The 16,224-nt window shown below is 69.8% G+C and carries 17 protein-coding genes; 9 read left to right on the top strand and 8 right to left on the bottom strand.

From position 1 onward, the window contains the following. Positions 1–49: 49 nt before the first annotated feature. The 3 genes from ACFYO0_RS19810 to ACFYO0_RS19800 all read right to left on the bottom strand — a co-directional run bounded on the left by ACFYO0_RS19810 (position 50) and on the right by ACFYO0_RS19800 (position 4,818). A complete protein-coding gene (locus tag ACFYO0_RS19810) occupies positions 50–2,266 on the bottom strand; it encodes an alpha-L-fucosidase (RefSeq protein ID WP_388677318.1) in 2,217 nt (738 codons plus the stop codon). Between the two features lie 234 nt (positions 2,267–2,500). Then, a complete protein-coding gene (locus tag ACFYO0_RS19805) occupies positions 2,501–3,148 on the bottom strand; it encodes a response regulator (RefSeq protein ID WP_388677619.1) in 648 nt (215 codons plus the stop codon). Continuing rightward, on the bottom strand, positions 3,136–4,818 hold the full coding sequence (locus tag ACFYO0_RS19800) for an ATP-binding protein (protein WP_388677316.1): 1,683 nt from the start codon (positions 4,816–4,818) through the stop codon (positions 3,136–3,138). The genes ACFYO0_RS19805 and ACFYO0_RS19800 overlap by 13 nt, the downstream gene beginning before the upstream one ends. 400 nt (positions 4,819–5,218) lie before the next feature. On the opposite strand from ACFYO0_RS19800, the gene ACFYO0_RS19795 reads away from it, so the two are divergent. The 9 genes from ACFYO0_RS19795 to ACFYO0_RS19755 all read left to right on the top strand — a co-directional run bounded on the left by ACFYO0_RS19795 (position 5,219) and on the right by ACFYO0_RS19755 (position 12,706). After that, entirely contained in the window at positions 5,219–6,859 is a 1,641-nt protein-coding gene (locus tag ACFYO0_RS19795; RefSeq protein WP_388677314.1) for an AMP-binding protein, read from the top strand. 122 nt (positions 6,860–6,981) lie between these two features. Then, on the top strand, positions 6,982–7,359 hold the full coding sequence (locus ACFYO0_RS19790) for a hypothetical protein (RefSeq protein WP_388677311.1): 378 nt from the start codon (positions 6,982–6,984) through the stop codon (positions 7,357–7,359). 131 nt (positions 7,360–7,490) lie between these two features. Next, positions 7,491–8,549 carry a PDR/VanB family oxidoreductase gene (locus ACFYO0_RS19785; protein ID WP_388677309.1) on the top strand — a complete coding sequence of 353 codons (1,059 nt, stop codon included), beginning with the start codon at positions 7,491–7,493 and terminating at the stop codon, positions 8,547–8,549. 53 nt (positions 8,550–8,602) lie between these two features. Continuing rightward, complete coding sequence (locus tag ACFYO0_RS19780; RefSeq protein ID WP_388677306.1) at positions 8,603–9,673, top strand: Rieske 2Fe-2S domain-containing protein; 1,071 nt, start codon at positions 8,603–8,605, stop codon at positions 9,671–9,673. Beyond that, entirely contained in the window at positions 9,670–10,386 is a 717-nt protein-coding gene (locus ACFYO0_RS19775; protein ID WP_388677303.1) for an alpha/beta fold hydrolase, read from the top strand. The genes ACFYO0_RS19780 and ACFYO0_RS19775 overlap by 4 nt, the downstream gene beginning before the upstream one ends. Before the next feature lie 18 nt (positions 10,387–10,404). Beyond that, a complete protein-coding gene (locus ACFYO0_RS19770) occupies positions 10,405–10,686 on the top strand; it encodes a muconolactone Delta-isomerase family protein (protein ID WP_165338486.1) in 282 nt (93 codons plus the stop codon). After that, on the top strand, positions 10,683–11,435 hold the full coding sequence (locus ACFYO0_RS19765) for an SDR family NAD(P)-dependent oxidoreductase (protein ID WP_388677300.1): 753 nt from the start codon (positions 10,683–10,685) through the stop codon (positions 11,433–11,435). The genes ACFYO0_RS19770 and ACFYO0_RS19765 overlap by 4 nt, the downstream gene beginning before the upstream one ends. 31 nt (positions 11,436–11,466) lie before the next feature. Continuing rightward, positions 11,467–11,823, top strand: a complete 357-nt coding sequence (ligA, locus tag ACFYO0_RS19760) for a protocatechuate 4,5-dioxygenase subunit alpha (protein ID WP_388677297.1) — start codon at positions 11,467–11,469, stop codon at positions 11,821–11,823. A 1-nt stretch (position 11,824) separates the two neighbouring features. Then, complete coding sequence (locus tag ACFYO0_RS19755) at positions 11,825–12,706, top strand: class III extradiol dioxygenase subunit beta (protein WP_388677616.1); 882 nt, start codon at positions 11,825–11,827, stop codon at positions 12,704–12,706. An 8-nt stretch (positions 12,707–12,714) separates the two neighbouring features. Here ACFYO0_RS19755 and ACFYO0_RS19750 read toward each other — a convergent pair whose 3' ends face one another. The 5 genes from ACFYO0_RS19750 to ACFYO0_RS19730 all read right to left on the bottom strand — a co-directional run bounded on the left by ACFYO0_RS19750 (position 12,715) and on the right by ACFYO0_RS19730 (position 16,220). Further along, the gene (locus ACFYO0_RS19750) at positions 12,715–13,419 is read right to left on the bottom strand and encodes an LLM class F420-dependent oxidoreductase (RefSeq protein ID WP_388677294.1); all 705 of its coding nucleotides are present in this window, start codon (positions 13,417–13,419) and stop codon (positions 12,715–12,717) included. A 21-nt stretch (positions 13,420–13,440) separates the two neighbouring features. After that, the gene (locus tag ACFYO0_RS19745; RefSeq protein WP_388677292.1) at positions 13,441–13,593 is read right to left on the bottom strand and encodes a hypothetical protein; all 153 of its coding nucleotides are present in this window, start codon (positions 13,591–13,593) and stop codon (positions 13,441–13,443) included. 12 nt (positions 13,594–13,605) lie between these two features. After that, positions 13,606–13,944: a TetR/AcrR family transcriptional regulator gene (locus tag ACFYO0_RS19740; RefSeq protein ID WP_388677289.1), complete on the bottom strand. Its 339-nt coding sequence runs from the start codon at positions 13,942–13,944 to the stop codon at positions 13,606–13,608. Between the two features lie 13 nt (positions 13,945–13,957). Further along, a complete protein-coding gene (locus ACFYO0_RS19735) occupies positions 13,958–15,151 on the bottom strand; it encodes a sensor histidine kinase (protein WP_388677287.1) in 1,194 nt (397 codons plus the stop codon). Between the two features lie 454 nt (positions 15,152–15,605). Beyond that, positions 15,606–16,220, bottom strand: a complete 615-nt coding sequence (locus ACFYO0_RS19730) for a hypothetical protein (protein WP_388677284.1) — start codon at positions 16,218–16,220, stop codon at positions 15,606–15,608. Between the last annotated feature and the right edge of the window lie 4 nt (positions 16,221–16,224).

Raw genomic sequence — 16,224 nt, 5'->3', positions numbered from 1 at the left:
TCCGTCGCGGTCGGCAGGACAGGCGGCCTCTTCAGGACGGGTCCATGGTTCAGACGGCGGTGAACGTCCACAGCAGGTTGGTGCTGGTGTCCCACGTCCACTGCTTGGCGGCGGAACCGGAGGAGACGTTGCCGCCGCTGTCCAGGACGAGTCCCGTGGTGCGGTTGGCGATGGAGTACCTGCCGTCGCCGCGGTGGGTGAGCAGCCACTGCTGGTCGGTGTGGCCGTTCCAGTCCTGTTGTCTGACGGTGGCGCCGTTGCCGGTGGCACCCCATCCGTCGGCGACCATGCCGTTGGTGCGGTTCTCCAGCTTGCAGTAGCCGTTGCCGAGGTCGACCGCGTGCCACTGCAGGTCGGCCCCACCGTCCCAGGTCCGCTGCTTGAGGTCGGAGCCGCCGGAGACGTCGCCGCCGCTGTCCAGGGCCAGGCCATTGGTGACGTTGGTGATCCGGAACCAGGCCGACGGGTCGAGGATGACTTTCAGCGAGGTGATCTTCTTCCGGATGCCGGTGCTGTCCGCGGTGAAGGTCCAGGACGTACCGGTGAAGTCGTCGCCGGAGTAGCCGACGATCCGGTACTCCGGAGCCAGCTTGAGTGAGGAGAGGGTGCGCGGCGGCATTCCGGCGAGGGTCAGCTGTTCGGCGGTGTAGCTGCCGAGGGCGAGTACGGCGCTGTCGCCGCGGTAGTCGGCGTCCTTGAAGAGCAGAGCGCCGGTGAGGGGCTGAAGTACGGGAATCCGGCCGGAGAAGCGGAGCTTCAGGACGTACGCGGGGGCGTCGAACGGCGCCGTCGACGGAAGGGTCACCTGTAGCCCGGTCGCGTCCTGGGCCGGGGTGGCGAGGTCGATGTACTCGCCGGCCGTCGAGCCGAGCAGCTTCACCGAGGACAACGCGTCCAGATCGATCCGGTCGGAGCTGAGCGTGGCGACCGTCAGCGAACTCCCTGGCCAGCCCAGGACCGTGGCGTACAGGACGGTGCCCGCCTTGTCTCGGGTGAACCGTATGTCCTGTGCGGTGCCGGCCGTGGGCCTGGTGAAGGAGCCACCGCCCATCTTCGTCGGGCCCTCGCCGTACGCGGTCCAGGCCCGGGTGCTGTAGATCGACTCGCCGAAGCGCCTGAGGTAGTCGCCGATGCCGAGCAGGAGGTCGCGCTGGCCCTGCGGGATGGTGCCGTCGGCCTTCGGGGCGATGTTGAGCAGCATGTTGCCGTTCTTGCTGACCCGGTCGATGAACGAGTGCAGCACCTGCGGGAGCGTGTAGTAGCCGATGCCCTCGGTATAGCACCAGCTGGAGCTGGAGATGCTGTCGTCGGTCAGCCAGTAGGGCGCGGTGAGGTCGGCCGGGCCGCCCCGCTCGTAGTCGAAGACCTGGCCGTGGTTGTTGAAGCCGTCCTTGTAGGTGGCGACGACTTCCTTGCCCCACTTGTCGGCCTGGTTGTAGTAGTACGCCAGGAAGTTCAGCCGCTGCTGCTCGTCGACCTCGGTCAGGTTGAAGTCCTGCCACAGGATGTCCGGCCTGGCCCGGTCGACGACCTCCTTGAGCTTGTCGTACCAGAGCTGGTTCTCCTGCTCCGGACTGAGCTGCCCGTAGAACTTCTTCAGGCTCGGGTCCGACTGCGCCGGCGCGTACTCGAAGAAGCCGGTGAAGTTGTACGCGTGGTGCATCGCCACCAGCAGCTTCAGGTTCCTGGCGCGGATGGCGTCGGTGAACAGCTTCAGCAGGTTCAGCCGCGGGCCCTTGTCCACGGAGTTCCACTCGTTGACCTGGCTGTCCCACATCGAGTAGCCGTCGTGGTGCTCGGCGACCGGCCCGGCGTACTTCGCGCCGGCGTCGACGAACAGCTGGGCCCACTCGTCGGGGTCGAAGGCGCCGCCGTCCGACTTGAGTTCCGGCGCGAACTCCTTGTGGTTGCCCGCCAGGTCGTCCGCTCCGTTGACGAAGTTGTGGTAAGGCCACACGGACGGGCTGCCGTACGTGGCGACGTGGTGCCGGTTAGCCTTGCTGCCGTCCTCGTACATGTTGCGCGGGTACCACTCACTGTCGTACGCGGGCACGCTGAACGCGCCCCAGTGGAAGTAGATGCCGAACTTGGCGTCCCGGAACCACTCGGGGGCAGCGGGGTGTCGGTTCACTGAGTCCCAGGTGGGTTTGTAGGTCCTCGGAGCGGCCAGGGCACCCCCGGCTGCTAACACGTCGGTGGCCGCCGTGGCCGCCACGACGGCCGTGGTGCCGGTCAATAACCTGCGCCTGCTGATCGATTGCGACATACGCACGAACGTCAGGCACGCCACCCGCTACTGTCAACGGGTGTGAAGCGATGAATACGCCTGCAAGACCAAGGGAATTGACCGTTTTATTGCTTGATTGCACTGTTTATCCAGGGAGAGACATCACATGTCTCTGGGCAACGATCCACTGGTCAGCAACACCGAGCAGTGGCTACGAGAGCACGTCGACGACTCGGGGGGCGATTCCTCCCGGGCGTGAACGTCGTTCGCCACTCAGGCCCGCGGCGGCACCAGTCCCTGCCGTACCGCGAACAGCGCGGCCTGCGTCCGTGATGTGAGCCGGAGTTTGCGCAGGACGTTGCTCACGTGGGTGCGGGCGGTGCGTTCGCTGATCACCAGCTCGTCGGCGATCTGCTGGTTCGACCGGCCCTCGGCGACCAGGACGAGGACGTCGCGTTCCCGGCCGGTGAGCGCGGCGAGACCGGTCGGCGGGGAGACGATCTCCTGGGTGAGCCCCCTGGCCACCTCGGGGTCGAGGAAGACCTGACCCCGGGCCGCCGCGCGGATCGCGGCGACCACCTCGCTCGCTTCGGCGTCCTTGAGCAGATAGCCGGCGGCGCCCTGCGCGAGCGCGGCGTGGACGCGTTCCATCTCGCCGAAGCTGGTGAGCACGACGACCCGCACCTCGGGATGACGGTTCTTGATCACTCCGATCGTCGTCGCCCCGTCCATCCTCGGCATGAGCAGGTCGATGAGCACCACGTCCGGAAGTTCCCGGTGCGCGGCCATCGCGTCCAGCCGGGCGAGCGCCTCCTGCCCGTCGGCGGCCTCCGCGGCCACCTCCATGTCGTCCAGGACCTCGAGGTACGCGCGGATTCCGCGGCGTACGACGGCGTGGTCGTCGACGATCAGGACCCGGATCGGGCGGGCTTCGCCTCCTCCGGGAGCGGGACCGCCGACTGGGCGCTCCGGGACCTCTCCGGGTCCGTGGGGGGCGACTCCGGCACCCGCACGGGGAGGGGAATCACGACGCGCACGGTCGTGCCGCTCTTCGCTCCGGATCTGATCCTCATGGTGCCGCCCCATCGTTCAGCCCTTTCCCGCATGGTCGTCAGTCCGTAGCCGTGATGGCGGGCCGTCCGGCCGGCCTTCCCCTCCGGGGCGCTCCCTCGCCCGGCGGACGCCGCAATCCCGCGCCCGTCGTCTCGTACGCTCGCGGTCAGTGTGTGGTCGCGGACGCCGAGGCGGATGGTGACAGTGGTGGCCTCCGCGTGCTTGACCACGTTGTGGATGGCTTCCGCGATGATCCGGTACATGTCCTCGGCCGGTTCCGGTTCGATCACGTCCAGTTCCTGATCGCAGATGAGGCGGATGCGGAGGCCCGTACGGTTCTCGGTGCTCTTGACGAGCGCGCTCACCGCGTCCTCCAGTCCGAGCCGGGCGGAAGAGGGCGGACGCAGCTCGTGCACCATCGCCCGCAGGTCGGCGAGCACCGTCCGGGAGAGTGCTCCGACCTCGGCCGCGAACTGCTGGACGGCCTCCTCGGGAACCGGCCCGCCGCGGGTGCCCAGCACCCCGGCCGCGTTGGCCTGCATCCCGATGGAGAACACCTGCTGAACGATCGAGTCGTGCAGATCCCGGGCGAGCCGCTGGCGCTCGTTCCGGCGTGCCCCTTCGCGTTCGCTCTGCAGCAGTGTGGCGTAGTCGACGGCGAGGGCGGCCTGTTCCGCCATGGCGCCGAGGAACTCCAGCGTGCGGCTGCCGATCTCCTGCCCGGGTGCGAAGTACGCGTTCAGTACGCCCCCGGGACGGCCGCGCGCCATCAGCGGAACGCTGACGAACGAGTCCCAGTTCAGCTCGCCGAGGTAGGCGTGCAGCGGCTCCCAGGCCGGGTCCTCACGGATCTGGGCCCACCGGTGGGGGACGACGATGGGCTTACGTTCCTTGAGGCTGTCGAGCATGCACAGCCGAGCGCCCCGGTCGCGGCACTCCAGCAGCCGGTCGAGGAACACATCCCAGTGCCGCAGCCCCGCGGAGCCCATCAGCCGCAGTTCCCGGCCCGAGCTGTCCAGGGTGAGGATCTGGGCGCCGGCCAGTCCGTCGGCCTGCACGATCTGCTGGGCCACGGCGTCCAGGGTCGAGCCGAGCGAACCCTCCGTGGCCAGCGCGATCGACGTACGGGCGATCGCCACGAGCCTGCGCTGCCGGTGCGATTCATCGGTCACATCGCGGAACGACACGACGGTGAACTTCGGGTCGGACGCCAGCGTACGGGCCCGGTAGGCGAACTCGTGCCGGGCTCCGGATGCGGACACCCAGTGGGCCACCTGCGCGTCCGACCGCTCCTCCGACGGCTCGTCCGAGTGGCCCTCCGGCTGCTCCTCCAGCAGGCCCACCCAGCAGGCGCCATCACCCTCCGCGAGCGCGAAGGGAGCCGGCGCACCGAGCAGCTCGGCCTCCTCCCCCGCGCCGCACAACGCGACCGCGGCCGGGTTCAGCCGTACGAACCGGCCCACGCAGTCCACTACCGCGAGGCCGTCGGGCGCGACGGCCGCGATGTCGTCCCAGCCCACGAGCGGCGTACCTGGCATGACCGATCCATCTCCTCACCATCGTCATCATCGACGAGCGACGAACCCGCCCCGAAGACCATTGCGAAGGCCATTGCACACTGCACCATGTCGACACATCGACGAAGGGGCGGGCTGGCGAGCGGACCGAGGCGAGTCGCGGTCGGCCCAAGCATCGTAGCCCGGCGAATTCGGACCGGGCCTACGTCATTCGACCTGTTCACCGCCCGGTCGAAGCGCCGAGCCGGTCGCGTCATTGCTCGCGTTCCCGCGGCGGACGACACCTGCCTACCTTGAGGAGGGCGCCCCGTGGATCCACCGGACCCCCGCGCTCCGGGACCACGGGGCCGCACATGAGGCGTGTCCGGCCACGCGGTCTGTCCGAGCCCCGAAGCCCCCGAAGACAAGGAGGTCTGAGGAAATGGACGTGTCCATCGGCACGATCTGGGAGGCGGTCTCCCGTGCGCTGCCCGATGCCGTCGCCGTCGCGGAACCCGGTCGTGAGACCACCTACCGGGAGTTCGACGAGCGCGCGTCACGGATGGCCACCGCGCTGGAGGTGGCCGGGGTACGCGAGGGCGACACCGTGGCCTGTTACCTCTACAACGGCGCCGCCTACCTGGAGACGGTCTTCGCCGCCTTCAAGCTCGGTGCCGTGCCGGTGAACGCCAACTACCGCTACACCGGCGAGGAACTCTCCGAACTCCTCACCGACGCCGACGCGGCGGCACTCGTCTTCAGCGGCACCCTGGCCGACCGGGTCACGCATGCGGCGCAGCATGTGCCCACGCTGAAACTGCTGGTCAGGGCAGGTGAGACACATGCCGACGGCCCGACCGGACCGGCCGTACCCGAACTGGAGGACCTGCTGGCGGCGCACGCACCGCGCGAGCCGCAGCAGCGCCCCGGATCGGACCGCCTCTTCATGTACACCGGCGGGACCACGGGCAAGCCGAAGGGCGTCGTATGGCGGCAGAGCGATCTGCTGCACTCCCTCGTGGTCCCGATCTTCCACCCGCTCGGTGTCAAAGAACTCCCCGCGACCCTCGACGAGGTCGTGGCCATCGCGGTCGAGGCACACCGCGAGGGCCGCGCCCCGACGACCATGCCCGTGGTGCCGCTGATGCACGCCACCGGGCTGTTCAACACCATGGGCGCGCTGATGGTGGGCGGCCGGGCGGTCACCGCGCGGCCAGGCGGTCTCGATCCGGAGCACGTCTGGCACACGATCGCCGAGCAGCGGGTCGACACGGTCATCGTTGCCGGCAACGCCGTATGCCGGCCGCTCGTCGACGAACTCGTCCGCGCGGAACAGGCCGGAACGCCGCATGACTTGACCTCCGTACGCGGAATCCTCAGCTCCGGCACCGCTCTCAGCGATCCGCTCAAGCAGGCCCTGCACGAACGCGCCGAGGTCACGGTCATCGACGCCATCGCGTCGAGCGAAGGGGGCCCGTTCGCCTTCGCGATGACCTCGTCCGTACGAGATCTGCCCGCGCGCTTCTTCCCCGTGCCCGCGACGCGGGTGATCGGCACCGACGACCGCTTCGTCGAACCGGGCAGTGACGAGGCCGGGCATCTCGCCTACTGCGGCCCCATGCCGCTCGGCTACTACAAGGACACGGAGAAGAGCGCGACGACGTTCCGCACCATCGAAGGGGTCCGGTACGCGATCCCCGGCGATCTCGCCCGGATCGAGGCCGACGGCGCGATCCGGTTCCTCGGCCGCGGCTCGGGCGTGATCAACACCGGCGGCGAGAAGGTACACCCCCAGGAGGTGGAGAACGTCCTGCTGACGCACCCCGCGGTGACCGACTGCGTCGTCGTGGGCATCCCCGACGAGACCTGGGGAGAACGGGTGGCGGCCGTCGTGGCGGTCCCGCCGGGCGCGACCGCCACCGTCGATGAACTGCGCGACTGGGTACGGCGCAGCCTCGCCGGCTACAAGGTGCCGCGCTCCGTCGTCCTGACGGAGACCCTGCCGCGCACCCCGACCGGCAAGCTCGAGATCGCCTGGGCCAGGAAGACCGCCCAGGACTCCGCCGCGGGCGACCGATCGTGACGGCCGAGCGCGAGACGTACTGAACGGCGGTCTCGGCGACGGAGTCGACCTCATTCGGTCCCGCCCTCTCACTCGATTCCTCATTGATCCGTCGATTCCTCACTCGACCCCAAGGAGCCCCGATGACCCTCGACACCTCCACCCCGTCCGACGGCTGTACTGGCATGACGGCGCGAAGCGGGACGAGTGACCGTGGGGCCACGCACATCTGGGTGCCCTTCCGCGACACATCCCTCTACGTGGAGTTCGCGGACGAGGCAGGCGAAGCGGTCCGTACGTCCGATCGCCGGGGCCTGTTGGCCGACGCCGTACCGCAGGGCGGCATCACGCGTGACGACCGCTACGGCTCACCGATGTGGCGCATCGACGTCCGGCGGCTGCATGCCGTGGTGGAAGCTCTCTGGAACGACGACGACCGCCAGGTGCGGATCCACCTCGACCAGGCACCGCGGCCCCGACCGGGGCGATGGGGCGCCGGCCCAGCGCGACGGATGACGTAGTCCGTGCCACGACCTTGCGCCGCCCCCGGTCCGGTCATTCGAGCGATGACCTGGGCATTCCCTGGTCGCTAGCGTCGATCGTGCCGCCGCCCACCGCGGCCGGAGCGACGCCCGCCGACCGTACCGAGGAGATGACGAACGTGACGAGCCCTTCAGCCGCCGCCCCGGACACGCGCCCCGTCGGTGCTTCCGAAAGGCGCGGAGCCGAGTTCGAGGGCACCGTCACCGTGCTGTCCCGGCAGACGGTGGCGGAGGGTGTCGTATCGCTGGAGCTCGCACCTGGCTCCAGCGAAGGCGAAGGCGGAGGCGAGGCCGCCTCCCTGCCGCCCTGGCGGCCGGGAGCGCACATCGACGTCGTGCTGCCCACGGGCGTCACCCGGCAGTACTCGCTGTGCGGCCCGGTGGACACGGCAGGGCACTCGGACCGCTGGCGTGTCGCGGTGCTGCGGGAGCCCGACGGGCGCGGCGGCTCGCAGTGGATCCACGACCATGTCCGCGAGGGCGACGAACTCCAGGTGCGCGGCCCGCGCAACAACTTCCCCCTGCGGCCCGCGGCCCGGTACCTGTTCGTCGCCGGAGGCATCGGCATCACCCCCCTGCTCCCGATGATCGCCGAGGCAGAGGCCGCGGGGGCCGAGTGGTCCCTGCTCTACGGCGGCCGGACCCACGGTTCCATGGCCTTCCTGCCGGAACTGGAGGGCTACGGCGAGCGGGTGTCCGTACGGCCGCAGGACCGGTACGGACTGCTCGACCTCGCCGGCTTCCTCGGCGGTCCCGACCCGACCGCCCTGGTGTACTGCTGCGGCCCGGCGGGGCTCATCGACGCGGTCGAGGCGTACTGCGCGGGCCGGCCGTCCGGGTCCCTGAACGTCGAGCGGTTCGCCGCGGCGGCCGTACCGGGGACCGCCGAAGGTGCGGCCGAGCAGCCCATCGAGGTGGAGCTGCGGGCGTCCGGGGTGACGCTGACCGTGCCGGCGGAGCTGTCGGTCCTCGCGGCGGTGGAACAGGCGGGCGTCCCGGTCCTGTCCTCCTGCGAGGAGGGCATCTGCGGCTCGTGCGAGACCCCCGTCCTGGACGGCGAGGTCGATCACCGCGACTCACTGCTCACCGAGGACGAGCGGGCCGCGAACGACACGATGCTGATCTGCGTCTCCCGCGCGCGGGGCGGCCGCCTCGTGCTGGACCTATGACCCCACGACTCTGACACACCGTCACTCGGTGTTCTGCCCAAGGAAGGACCGCCATGACACTGACACAGCACGTGCGCAACGGCTGGTACCTGGGAGCCTGGTCCGACGAGATCGGCCGGACACTCAAGCAGCGCTGGATCACGGACATCCCGGTCTGCTTCTACCGCCTCCCCGACCAGACCGTCACCGCCGTCGAGGACCGCTGCCCCCACCGCAAGTACCCCTTGTCCTTGGGCCACTTGGACGGCGACGGCACCCTACAGTGCGACTACCACGGCTACCGCTTCGACGGACAGGGCGTATGCGTCGGGGTCGCCGAGCAGGCCGACCGGCCCAAGGCGGCGCTGCGCCGGTTCCCGCTGGTCGAGCGGGAGGGCGCGATCTGGATCTGGCCCGGTGACCCGGACCTTGCCGACGAGAGCCTGCTGCCCGACACCTCGTGGCTCACCGACCCGGACTGGACGCACGTACACGGTGTGGTCCCGTTGAAGGCACGGCACATGCTGCTCCTGGAGAATCTGCTCGACCTCACCCACGAGACGTTCCTGCACCCGACGAGCATCGGCAACGCCGCCGTCGCCGCCACCCCCATCGACGTCACCGTGGACGGGGACCGGGTCAGCTTCAGCCGCCGCATGGTCGGCATCGAGGCCCCTCCGTTCTACGAGAAATCGTGCGGGCTGACCTCTCCGGTGGACCGCTGGCAGGACGGCGACTTCTACCCGCCAGGCATCTTCGTCCTCAACATCCGCGTCGCGGCCACCGGTACCGAGGAGCCGGAGGGCTTCCACATGAAGGTGCTGTACGGGCTGACACCGGGACGCGGCAACGAGACGCACGACTTCTACGCACTGGGCCGCGACTACCTCATCGACGACCAGGAACTCACGAAGTTCCAGCATGAGCAGCAGCTCGCCGTGATGCAGGAGGACGTCGACGCCCTGGAGGCGCAGGAGGTCATGTACGCCACCGACCCGGGCGGCAATGCCGAGTCCAGCATCAAGTCCGACCTGGCCGCCCTCCGCGGACGCCGCGCGGTGGCGAAGATGCTGGCCCGCGAGCAGCGTGAACAGGAAGAGCAACAGCAGGGCGCCCGCATCCCTCGCAGCAGGGCGTCCGTATGAGCGGCCGCCACGTCTTCGTACTCCTCCACGGCGCCTGGCACGGCGGGTGGGTGTGGCAGCACGTCACACCGCTGCTGCGTGCGGCCGGGCACGAAGTGCACTCCCCCACGCTGACCGGGGTGAGCGACCGCGCCCATCTGCTCAGCCCGCAGGTCGGGCTCAGCACGCACATCGAGGACGTCGTGGCACTGATCGAGGCCCACGACGCCCGGGACGTCGTACTCGTCGGGCACAGTTACGCGGGCCAGGTCATCACCGGGGTCGCGGACCGCATCCCCGACCGGCTGGCCAAGCGCGTTCACCTCGATGCCTTCGTGGGCGACGACGGGGACGCGGCGATCGACCTGCTTCCCGAGCGCATCGCCGGACACTACCGGGAGTCCGTGGCCGGGCCCGGCTTCGGCTGGCTCGTCCCGGTGCGCTCGCTGAGCGTGCTCGGCGTCGAGGAACAGTCGGACCTGGACTGGCTCGCCCCCCGGCTGACCCCACACCCGTGGCTGACCTACACCGAGCCGCTCCGGCTGACCGGCAAGGCCGACCAGGTCCCCGGCGTCTTCATCGAATGCACCGACTGGATGCGGGTGTTCACCCCGCACGCCGAACGGGCCGCGGCCCGCGGCTGGCCGGTCCACGAGATCGCGACCGGTCACGAGGCCATGGTCACCGCCCCCGGCCGACTGGCCGAACTGTTGCTGGACATCGCGGCAGCCTGACCCGAGATGGGACGCCCCATGGAATTCCTCGTGCGCACCGAGAACCTCCTTCCCCCGGACACCCCCGACGACGTACGCGAGTCCCTGCGCAAGGGCGAGCGCGAACGCGCCATGCAGCTCAGGGAGGCGGGCATCCTCAAGCGGCTGTGGCGAGTTCCGGGCCGCAACGCCACGATCGGCCTGTACGAGGCCGCCGACCCGGCGGAGCTGCATGACGCGCTCGCCTCTCTGCCGATGTGGAAGTGGATGGACATCACCGTCGAGGCGCTCGCCACCCATCCGCAGGAGAAAGCGCCTTGACCGGCCAGGACAGCGGGGACGTCCGACGGGTCGCCGTGGTGACGGGCGCCGCGGGCGGCCTCGGGCAGGCCATCGCCCGCCGGCTGGCGAGGGACGGATTCACGGTCGCCGCACTCGACATCGCCGAACCGGACCCGGACGGCAGCGGCGAGGCTGCCGGCGTGCGGCCGTGGCACTGCGACATCAGCGACCCGGCCGCGACCCGCCGGGCCGTGGGCGAGATCACCGAGGCGTACGGCGGCATCGACGTACTGGTGAACAACGCCGGCCTGCTCTCCGGCCGCGCACCACTGCTCGAGACAACCCCGCGGGAACTGCACCGATTCTTCGACGTCAACGCCGTCGGCCCGCTGTTGATGGTCCAGGCGTGCGTGCCCTGGCTGAGCAAGAGCCCGTACCGCGGACGGGTGGTCAATGTCGCGTCCCGCACCTTCTTCACGGGGTCGCCGGGCCAGATCGCGTACGTCGCCAGCAAGGGCGCGCTCATCGGCATGACCCGGGTGATGGCGCGCGAACTGGGCGAGCACCGGATCACGGTCAACGCGGTGGCGCCCGCGCAGGTGGCCACGCCGGGCACCCGGGCGCACTCCGGCGACGAGGTGTTCGCCGCGACCATGCGCCAGCAGGCGATCAAGGAGTTCGTCACCCCGGAGCATTTCGCGGGGCTCGTCTCGTATCTCGCCTCACCGGACGCGGAGTTGGTCACCGGCCAGACGTTCGTCTGCGACGGCGGCGGACTCCTGCACTGACGGCGCCCGCACAGGAGAGGAGAGGAACGGTATGTCCAGCAGCACACCCCAGGTCCCCGGCACGTACGTCTTCGACGCCGCCGAGAGCCGCCGCGGCCGAGCGCTGAACCGGCTCTGCGGGTCCCTCAAGGACGCCGGGAGCCGGGAGAAGTTCAAGGCCGACCAAGCCGCGTACTGCGACGCGTACGGGCTCACGGCCGAACAACGGGACGCCGTCCTGCGGCGGGACTGGAACCGGATGATGGAGCTGGGCGGCTCCATCTTCTATGTCTTCAAGCTCGCCATGGTCGACCAGAAGTCCATGCAGTACCTCGGTGGGGTCTTCACCGGCATGACCACCGAGGAGTTCGCGGAGGCGCTCAAAGCGGGAGGGCGGAACTTTGGCTGAGGTGATCTGGGGTCTGGCCACCTCGCATGTGCCGTCGATCGGTGCGGCCATGGACCACGGGAAGACCCAGGACCCGTACTGGAAGCCGCTGTTCGACGGGTACGGGCCGGCGCGGGAGTGGATGGCCGAGCACACCCCCGACATCGCGGTCGTCATCTACAACGACCATGCCAACGCCCTCGACATGAGCGTCACCCCGACCTTCGCGCTCGGGACGGCCGAGTCGTACCGAGTGGCCGACGAGGGGTGGGGCAGCCGCCCCGTGCCGTCGGTCATCGGCAACCCCGAGTTCTCCGACCATCTCGTCGAGAGCCTGATCGACGCCTCTTTCGATTTGACGGTCTATCAGGAACTGGACGTCGACCACGGTCTGACCGTTCCACTGTCGGTGTACTGCCCCGACCCCGGCGAACGCTGGCCGTGCGCGGTGGTGCCCCTCCTGGTGAACGTCATCCAGTACCCGCAACCCACCGCCGCACGCTGCCTGGCCCTCGGCCACGCGCTCGGCGAGGCGATCCGCTCCTTCCCCGAGGACCTCAGGGTCGCCGTCTTCGGCACCGGCGGCATGTCGCATCAACTCGCGGGCGCCCGCGCGGGGTTGATCAACCAGGACTTCGACCGGATGTACCTCGACGCGATCGAGCACGACCCGGAGAAGCTGGCCGCGCTGACGCGCGAGGAGTACATCCGCGAGGCCGGCTCCGAGGGCATCGAGTTGATCATGTGGCTGATCATGCGCGGCGCGCTGGGACCCCGGATCCGACGCGTGCACGAGACGTACCACGTGCCCGCGTCGAACACCGCGGCCGGGATGGTCCTGTTCGAGAACCTGAGCCCGGGAAACCGAGCCGGAGAATCTGAGCCGGAGAATCTGAGCCGGTGAAGGGCCCGTCAGCCCAGCTCGGCCAGCGCCCGTGCCGCCGGTGCGGCATGGTGCTCGATCCACTGAGCCGGGGCGGCGACCGGCGGCGCGACGATGGCCTCGTCGACACCGTGCTTGGCGTATTCGGCCATGGCCGCGGGGAGGCCCTCGAGGTTTCCGCTGGGATCCATGTAGAGGACGGTCTTGTGAATGGCGGCGTAATCGCGGCCGACGGCCTCGCAGTGACCGCGCAACACCCCCAGTTTGTACGCGAGTTCGTCGGTGTCGGAGGCGAAGAGGTTGCAGGCGTCCGCGTACTGGGCGACGAGCCGCAGGGTCTTCTTCTCCCCACTGCCGCCGATCATGATCTCCGGCTGCGGGCTGCTCAGCGGCGCCGGTATGCACAGCGTCTCGGCCAGCTGGTAGTGCTCGCCCTCGAAGGGGCCGTTGTTCCCCGGGTCCCACATCTGCCGGCAGATGCGCAGGGTCTCCTCCGGCCGCTCGAAGCGCTCGGCGACCGGCGGGAACGGCACACCCAGGCCCTTGTGCTCTCGCTCGTACCAGACGGCGCCGGCACCGAGGAAGGCCCGGCCGCCGGAGAGTACGTCGAGCGTGGCGACGATCTTGGCCAGCAGGCCGGGATGACGGTATGTCACCCCCGTGACCAGCAGACCCAGTCGGGTCGTGGAGGTGTGGGCGGCGAGATGGCCGAGGGTGGTGTAGCCCTCCAGCATGGGCTCCGTCGCTTCGAGCCCTTATGCCTCCATCATCTGGAAGTAGTGGTCCATGACGGAGAGTCGGCTGATGCCGGCCGCCTCCGCCGCCGCGCCCGTCGCGGCCAGTTCGGGGCCCAGAGCTGCCGGGCCGTCGGGGTGGTCGAAGCGGGTGATGTGTACGCCCAGTCGCATGAGGTCTCCAGTTCAGCCGGCGCGGTACCGAAGTCCGTCGAGGAGCAGATCGAGCATGCGGCCCGCGCGGTCGCGTTGTTCTTTGTCACTGGTGATCAGGAGGATGCCGCCGAGGGCGAACCCGACGTCGAGAGGATCGACGTCCGAGCGCAGGACGCCCGCCTTGGCCCCGGCGTCCAGCACTGTGCTGATGGCCGTGCTGAGCCGGTCGAGACTCTCGGCGAACGGATCGGCGCCGGAGGCGACGACGGCCTTCAACGCCTCCGCCATGCCCTCCTTGGTGGCCAGGTAGTCGATGAACCGGTCCATCCACAGTCGCCGTACGGCCTCGGCCCACTCGTGACGAAGCACCAAGGGCATCCGCTCAGATGGACTTTCGGACTGGGAAGGCCGCCCGGACCTCCCAGCCGTAGCCGGCCCGGGGCCCGGCCCACAGCGTGCCGCCCAGGGCGGTGACGCGTTCCGTCAGGCCGACGAGGCCGAAGCCGCCACCGCGTGCGGCGGCCGGGAGCTGGGTGCCGCCGCGGCCGTCGTCCGCGACCGCGGCCATCAGGCGGTGGTCCTCGCACCACAGGCCGACGCTGACCTCCGTGGCGTCGGCCGCATGGCGTCGTATGTTCGTCAGGGCCTCCTGGACGACCCGGAAGGCGGCCGCCTGCACCTCGTGCAGGAGGTCGTCGCGGACGGACGGGTCTCGGTCGAGCGTGACCTTCTGGACCGGGCTCGCGAACCCCTCGATCAGGCCGGAGATGCCCGCGAGATCGCCCACCGGCCGGTGGGCGATCTCCTCAGGACCGGTGTCGCGCAGCACGCCCACCGTGCGGCGCATGGAGGCCAGGGCCTCGGTGGCGGCGCGTTCGATACCGGCCAGGACCGGGTCGAGGTCGTCGCTCCGGGAGGTCCGGGAGGTCTGGGAGGTCCGGGAGTCAGCCATCATGCGCGCCATCTGCGTCTGCACAAGGATCCCGGTGACATGGTGGGCGACGAAGTCATGCAGGTCGGCGGCGATGGCCACGCGCTCGTCACGGCGGGTCTCGGCCACCGCGACCGTCCGCCGGAAGTCCAGCGAGCGCAGATAGCCCGCGAGCAGGCCGACCAGGCCGATCAGGAGCAGTCCGATCACCAGGTATCCCAGTGTGTCCTCGTCCTGCAGCGAGGGGGAATAACCGACGGGCAGGGCGAGCCCGGCGACCGCGTCGAGCGTGCCGCACACCACGGCCCAGCGTGGCGGGCAGTGCCGTACGGCGATGAACAGCAGGCACAGCATGATCGTGATCTCGCCGGGACCGAAAACGCGCTGCTCGCCGGCCAGCGAGATCCCGACCGTGCCGGCCAGGGAAACGACGGCGGGCACCGTGGTGCGGACCTGAGGGGTGAGCCATGCGGGCCGCAGGCCGGCCGGCCACAGGAGGGCGAAGAGGCCGACGGCGATCACGACGGCGGTCGGCCAGACGTCGGGCCCCTCGGAACTCACCGCGGCGAAGTCGAGGACACACAACCCGAGCAGCGCGCCGAAGCCGAAGCCGCGGGCACAGCCCTGGGCTGAAACGGATTTCATGCGGTCACCGTAGGCGAGGCCGCCGACCCCGGGGATCGGCCGAACGGCCGAGGAGCCCGGCTCCGGGACATGGCATTGTGACCGTTCGGCCGAGGTGGGGGCGCGCCCGTGCCCGCGGGCGACAGTGGAGCGACCGCCCTCCCCGGACAGCTGGACTTCAGGAGTACGTACGTGATGCAGCGCAGCAGGTTCCTCGTCGGTGCGGTCGGCGGTGCCGTCGTCGCGGTCGCACTGGGCGGGGTCGGCACCTGTCTGCTCTCCGGGACCGAGTCGAACACCACCCTGGATGAATACAGCACGGTGACGGTTGACGGTCAGAAGGCTCTGTCTCCGGACATCGTCGCGACCCGCACCCAAGGCAAGTACAACCCGCTGCCCTGGGTCGGGAAGAAGATCACCGACGACGATTCCGGTGCATCGCTGTGCGGCCAGGCCGAGTCCGGCCGCACAGCGGTTACTTCAGCGACACTCGAGTACTGGAAGCGCTCCTCCCAGCCCCCCAGGCGAGCAGCGCGAAGCCCAGGGCGAGGCCGAGCATCGTCCACACGCCGCGTGGCCAGAAGATGTGGCTGTCGACGAAGGACCAGCCGGCCACGAGGAGCACGATCGTGCCGGGAAGGATACGGGCGCCGTGCCTTGGGAGCAGCGCGACGGCCGTGGCCACGACGGCTGCGATGAGGGCGTAGGCACCGGCTTGCCCGAGTGCCTCGCCCGTGTCGTAGAGCGGGCGTTTGACCGGCCCGAGGGCCGCTGTGCCGGCCGCGTGCTCGACCGCGGTTCCGGCCGCGATGCCGGCGACCGCGTCGAGACCGGTGTAGAAGGCCGCGTAGACGAAGGCCCCCACCCACGCCACCACTGTGGCGACGCCCGCGAGGTCGAGTCGGGGCCGATGCCACAGCGGGACCAGGAGACCGATCGTGAGCAGTGGAAAGACCGGCAGCAGTGCGATGTGCAAGTGGGCCCAGTCGGCGGCCGTCGACCTGGACAGCCCGTGTGGATGCGCGATGCCCGCCGCGGCGAGAAGGAGAGGGGCGGCGGTGACGAGGGCGGTGCTTCGGATGGTTGACATGCCT

The sequence above is a fragment of the Streptomyces sp. NPDC006365 genome (genome assembly GCF_042870755.1).
Taxonomy (GTDB): domain Bacteria; phylum Actinomycetota; class Actinomycetes; order Streptomycetales; family Streptomycetaceae; genus Streptomyces; species Streptomyces xiangluensis.
This window is presented reverse-complemented; position numbering and strand designations above follow the sequence as displayed.

Excerpts from the sequence above, each read along its gene's own strand:
- ACFYO0_RS19810 (WP_388677318.1), bottom strand. The coding sequence starts at position 2,266 with ATGTCGCAATCGATCAGCAGGCGCAGGTTATTGACCGGCACCACGGCC.
- ACFYO0_RS19800 (WP_388677316.1), bottom strand. The coding sequence starts at position 4,818 with ATGCCAGGTACGCCGCTCGTGGGCTGGGACGACATCGCGGCCGTCGCG.
- ACFYO0_RS19795 (WP_388677314.1), top strand. The coding sequence starts at position 5,219 with ATGGACGTGTCCATCGGCACGATCTGGGAGGCGGTCTCCCGTGCGCTG.
- ACFYO0_RS19790 (WP_388677311.1), top strand. The coding sequence starts at position 6,982 with ATGACCCTCGACACCTCCACCCCGTCCGACGGCTGTACTGGCATGACG.
- ACFYO0_RS19785 (WP_388677309.1), top strand. The coding sequence starts at position 7,491 with ATGACGAACGTGACGAGCCCTTCAGCCGCCGCCCCGGACACGCGCCCC.
- ACFYO0_RS19780 (WP_388677306.1), top strand. The coding sequence starts at position 8,603 with ATGACACTGACACAGCACGTGCGCAACGGCTGGTACCTGGGAGCCTGG.
- ACFYO0_RS19775 (WP_388677303.1), top strand. The coding sequence starts at position 9,670 with ATGAGCGGCCGCCACGTCTTCGTACTCCTCCACGGCGCCTGGCACGGC.
- ACFYO0_RS19770 (WP_165338486.1), top strand. The coding sequence starts at position 10,405 with ATGGAATTCCTCGTGCGCACCGAGAACCTCCTTCCCCCGGACACCCCC.
- ligA (WP_388677297.1), top strand. The coding sequence starts at position 11,467 with ATGTCCAGCAGCACACCCCAGGTCCCCGGCACGTACGTCTTCGACGCC.
- ACFYO0_RS19750 (WP_388677294.1), bottom strand. The coding sequence starts at position 13,419 with ATGCTGGAGGGCTACACCACCCTCGGCCATCTCGCCGCCCACACCTCC.
- ACFYO0_RS19745 (WP_388677292.1), bottom strand. The coding sequence starts at position 13,593 with ATGCGACTGGGCGTACACATCACCCGCTTCGACCACCCCGACGGCCCG.
- ACFYO0_RS19735 (WP_388677287.1), bottom strand. The coding sequence starts at position 15,151 with ATGAAATCCGTTTCAGCCCAGGGCTGTGCCCGCGGCTTCGGCTTCGGC.
- ACFYO0_RS19730 (WP_388677284.1), bottom strand. The coding sequence starts at position 16,220 with ATGTCAACCATCCGAAGCACCGCCCTCGTCACCGCCGCCCCTCTCCTT.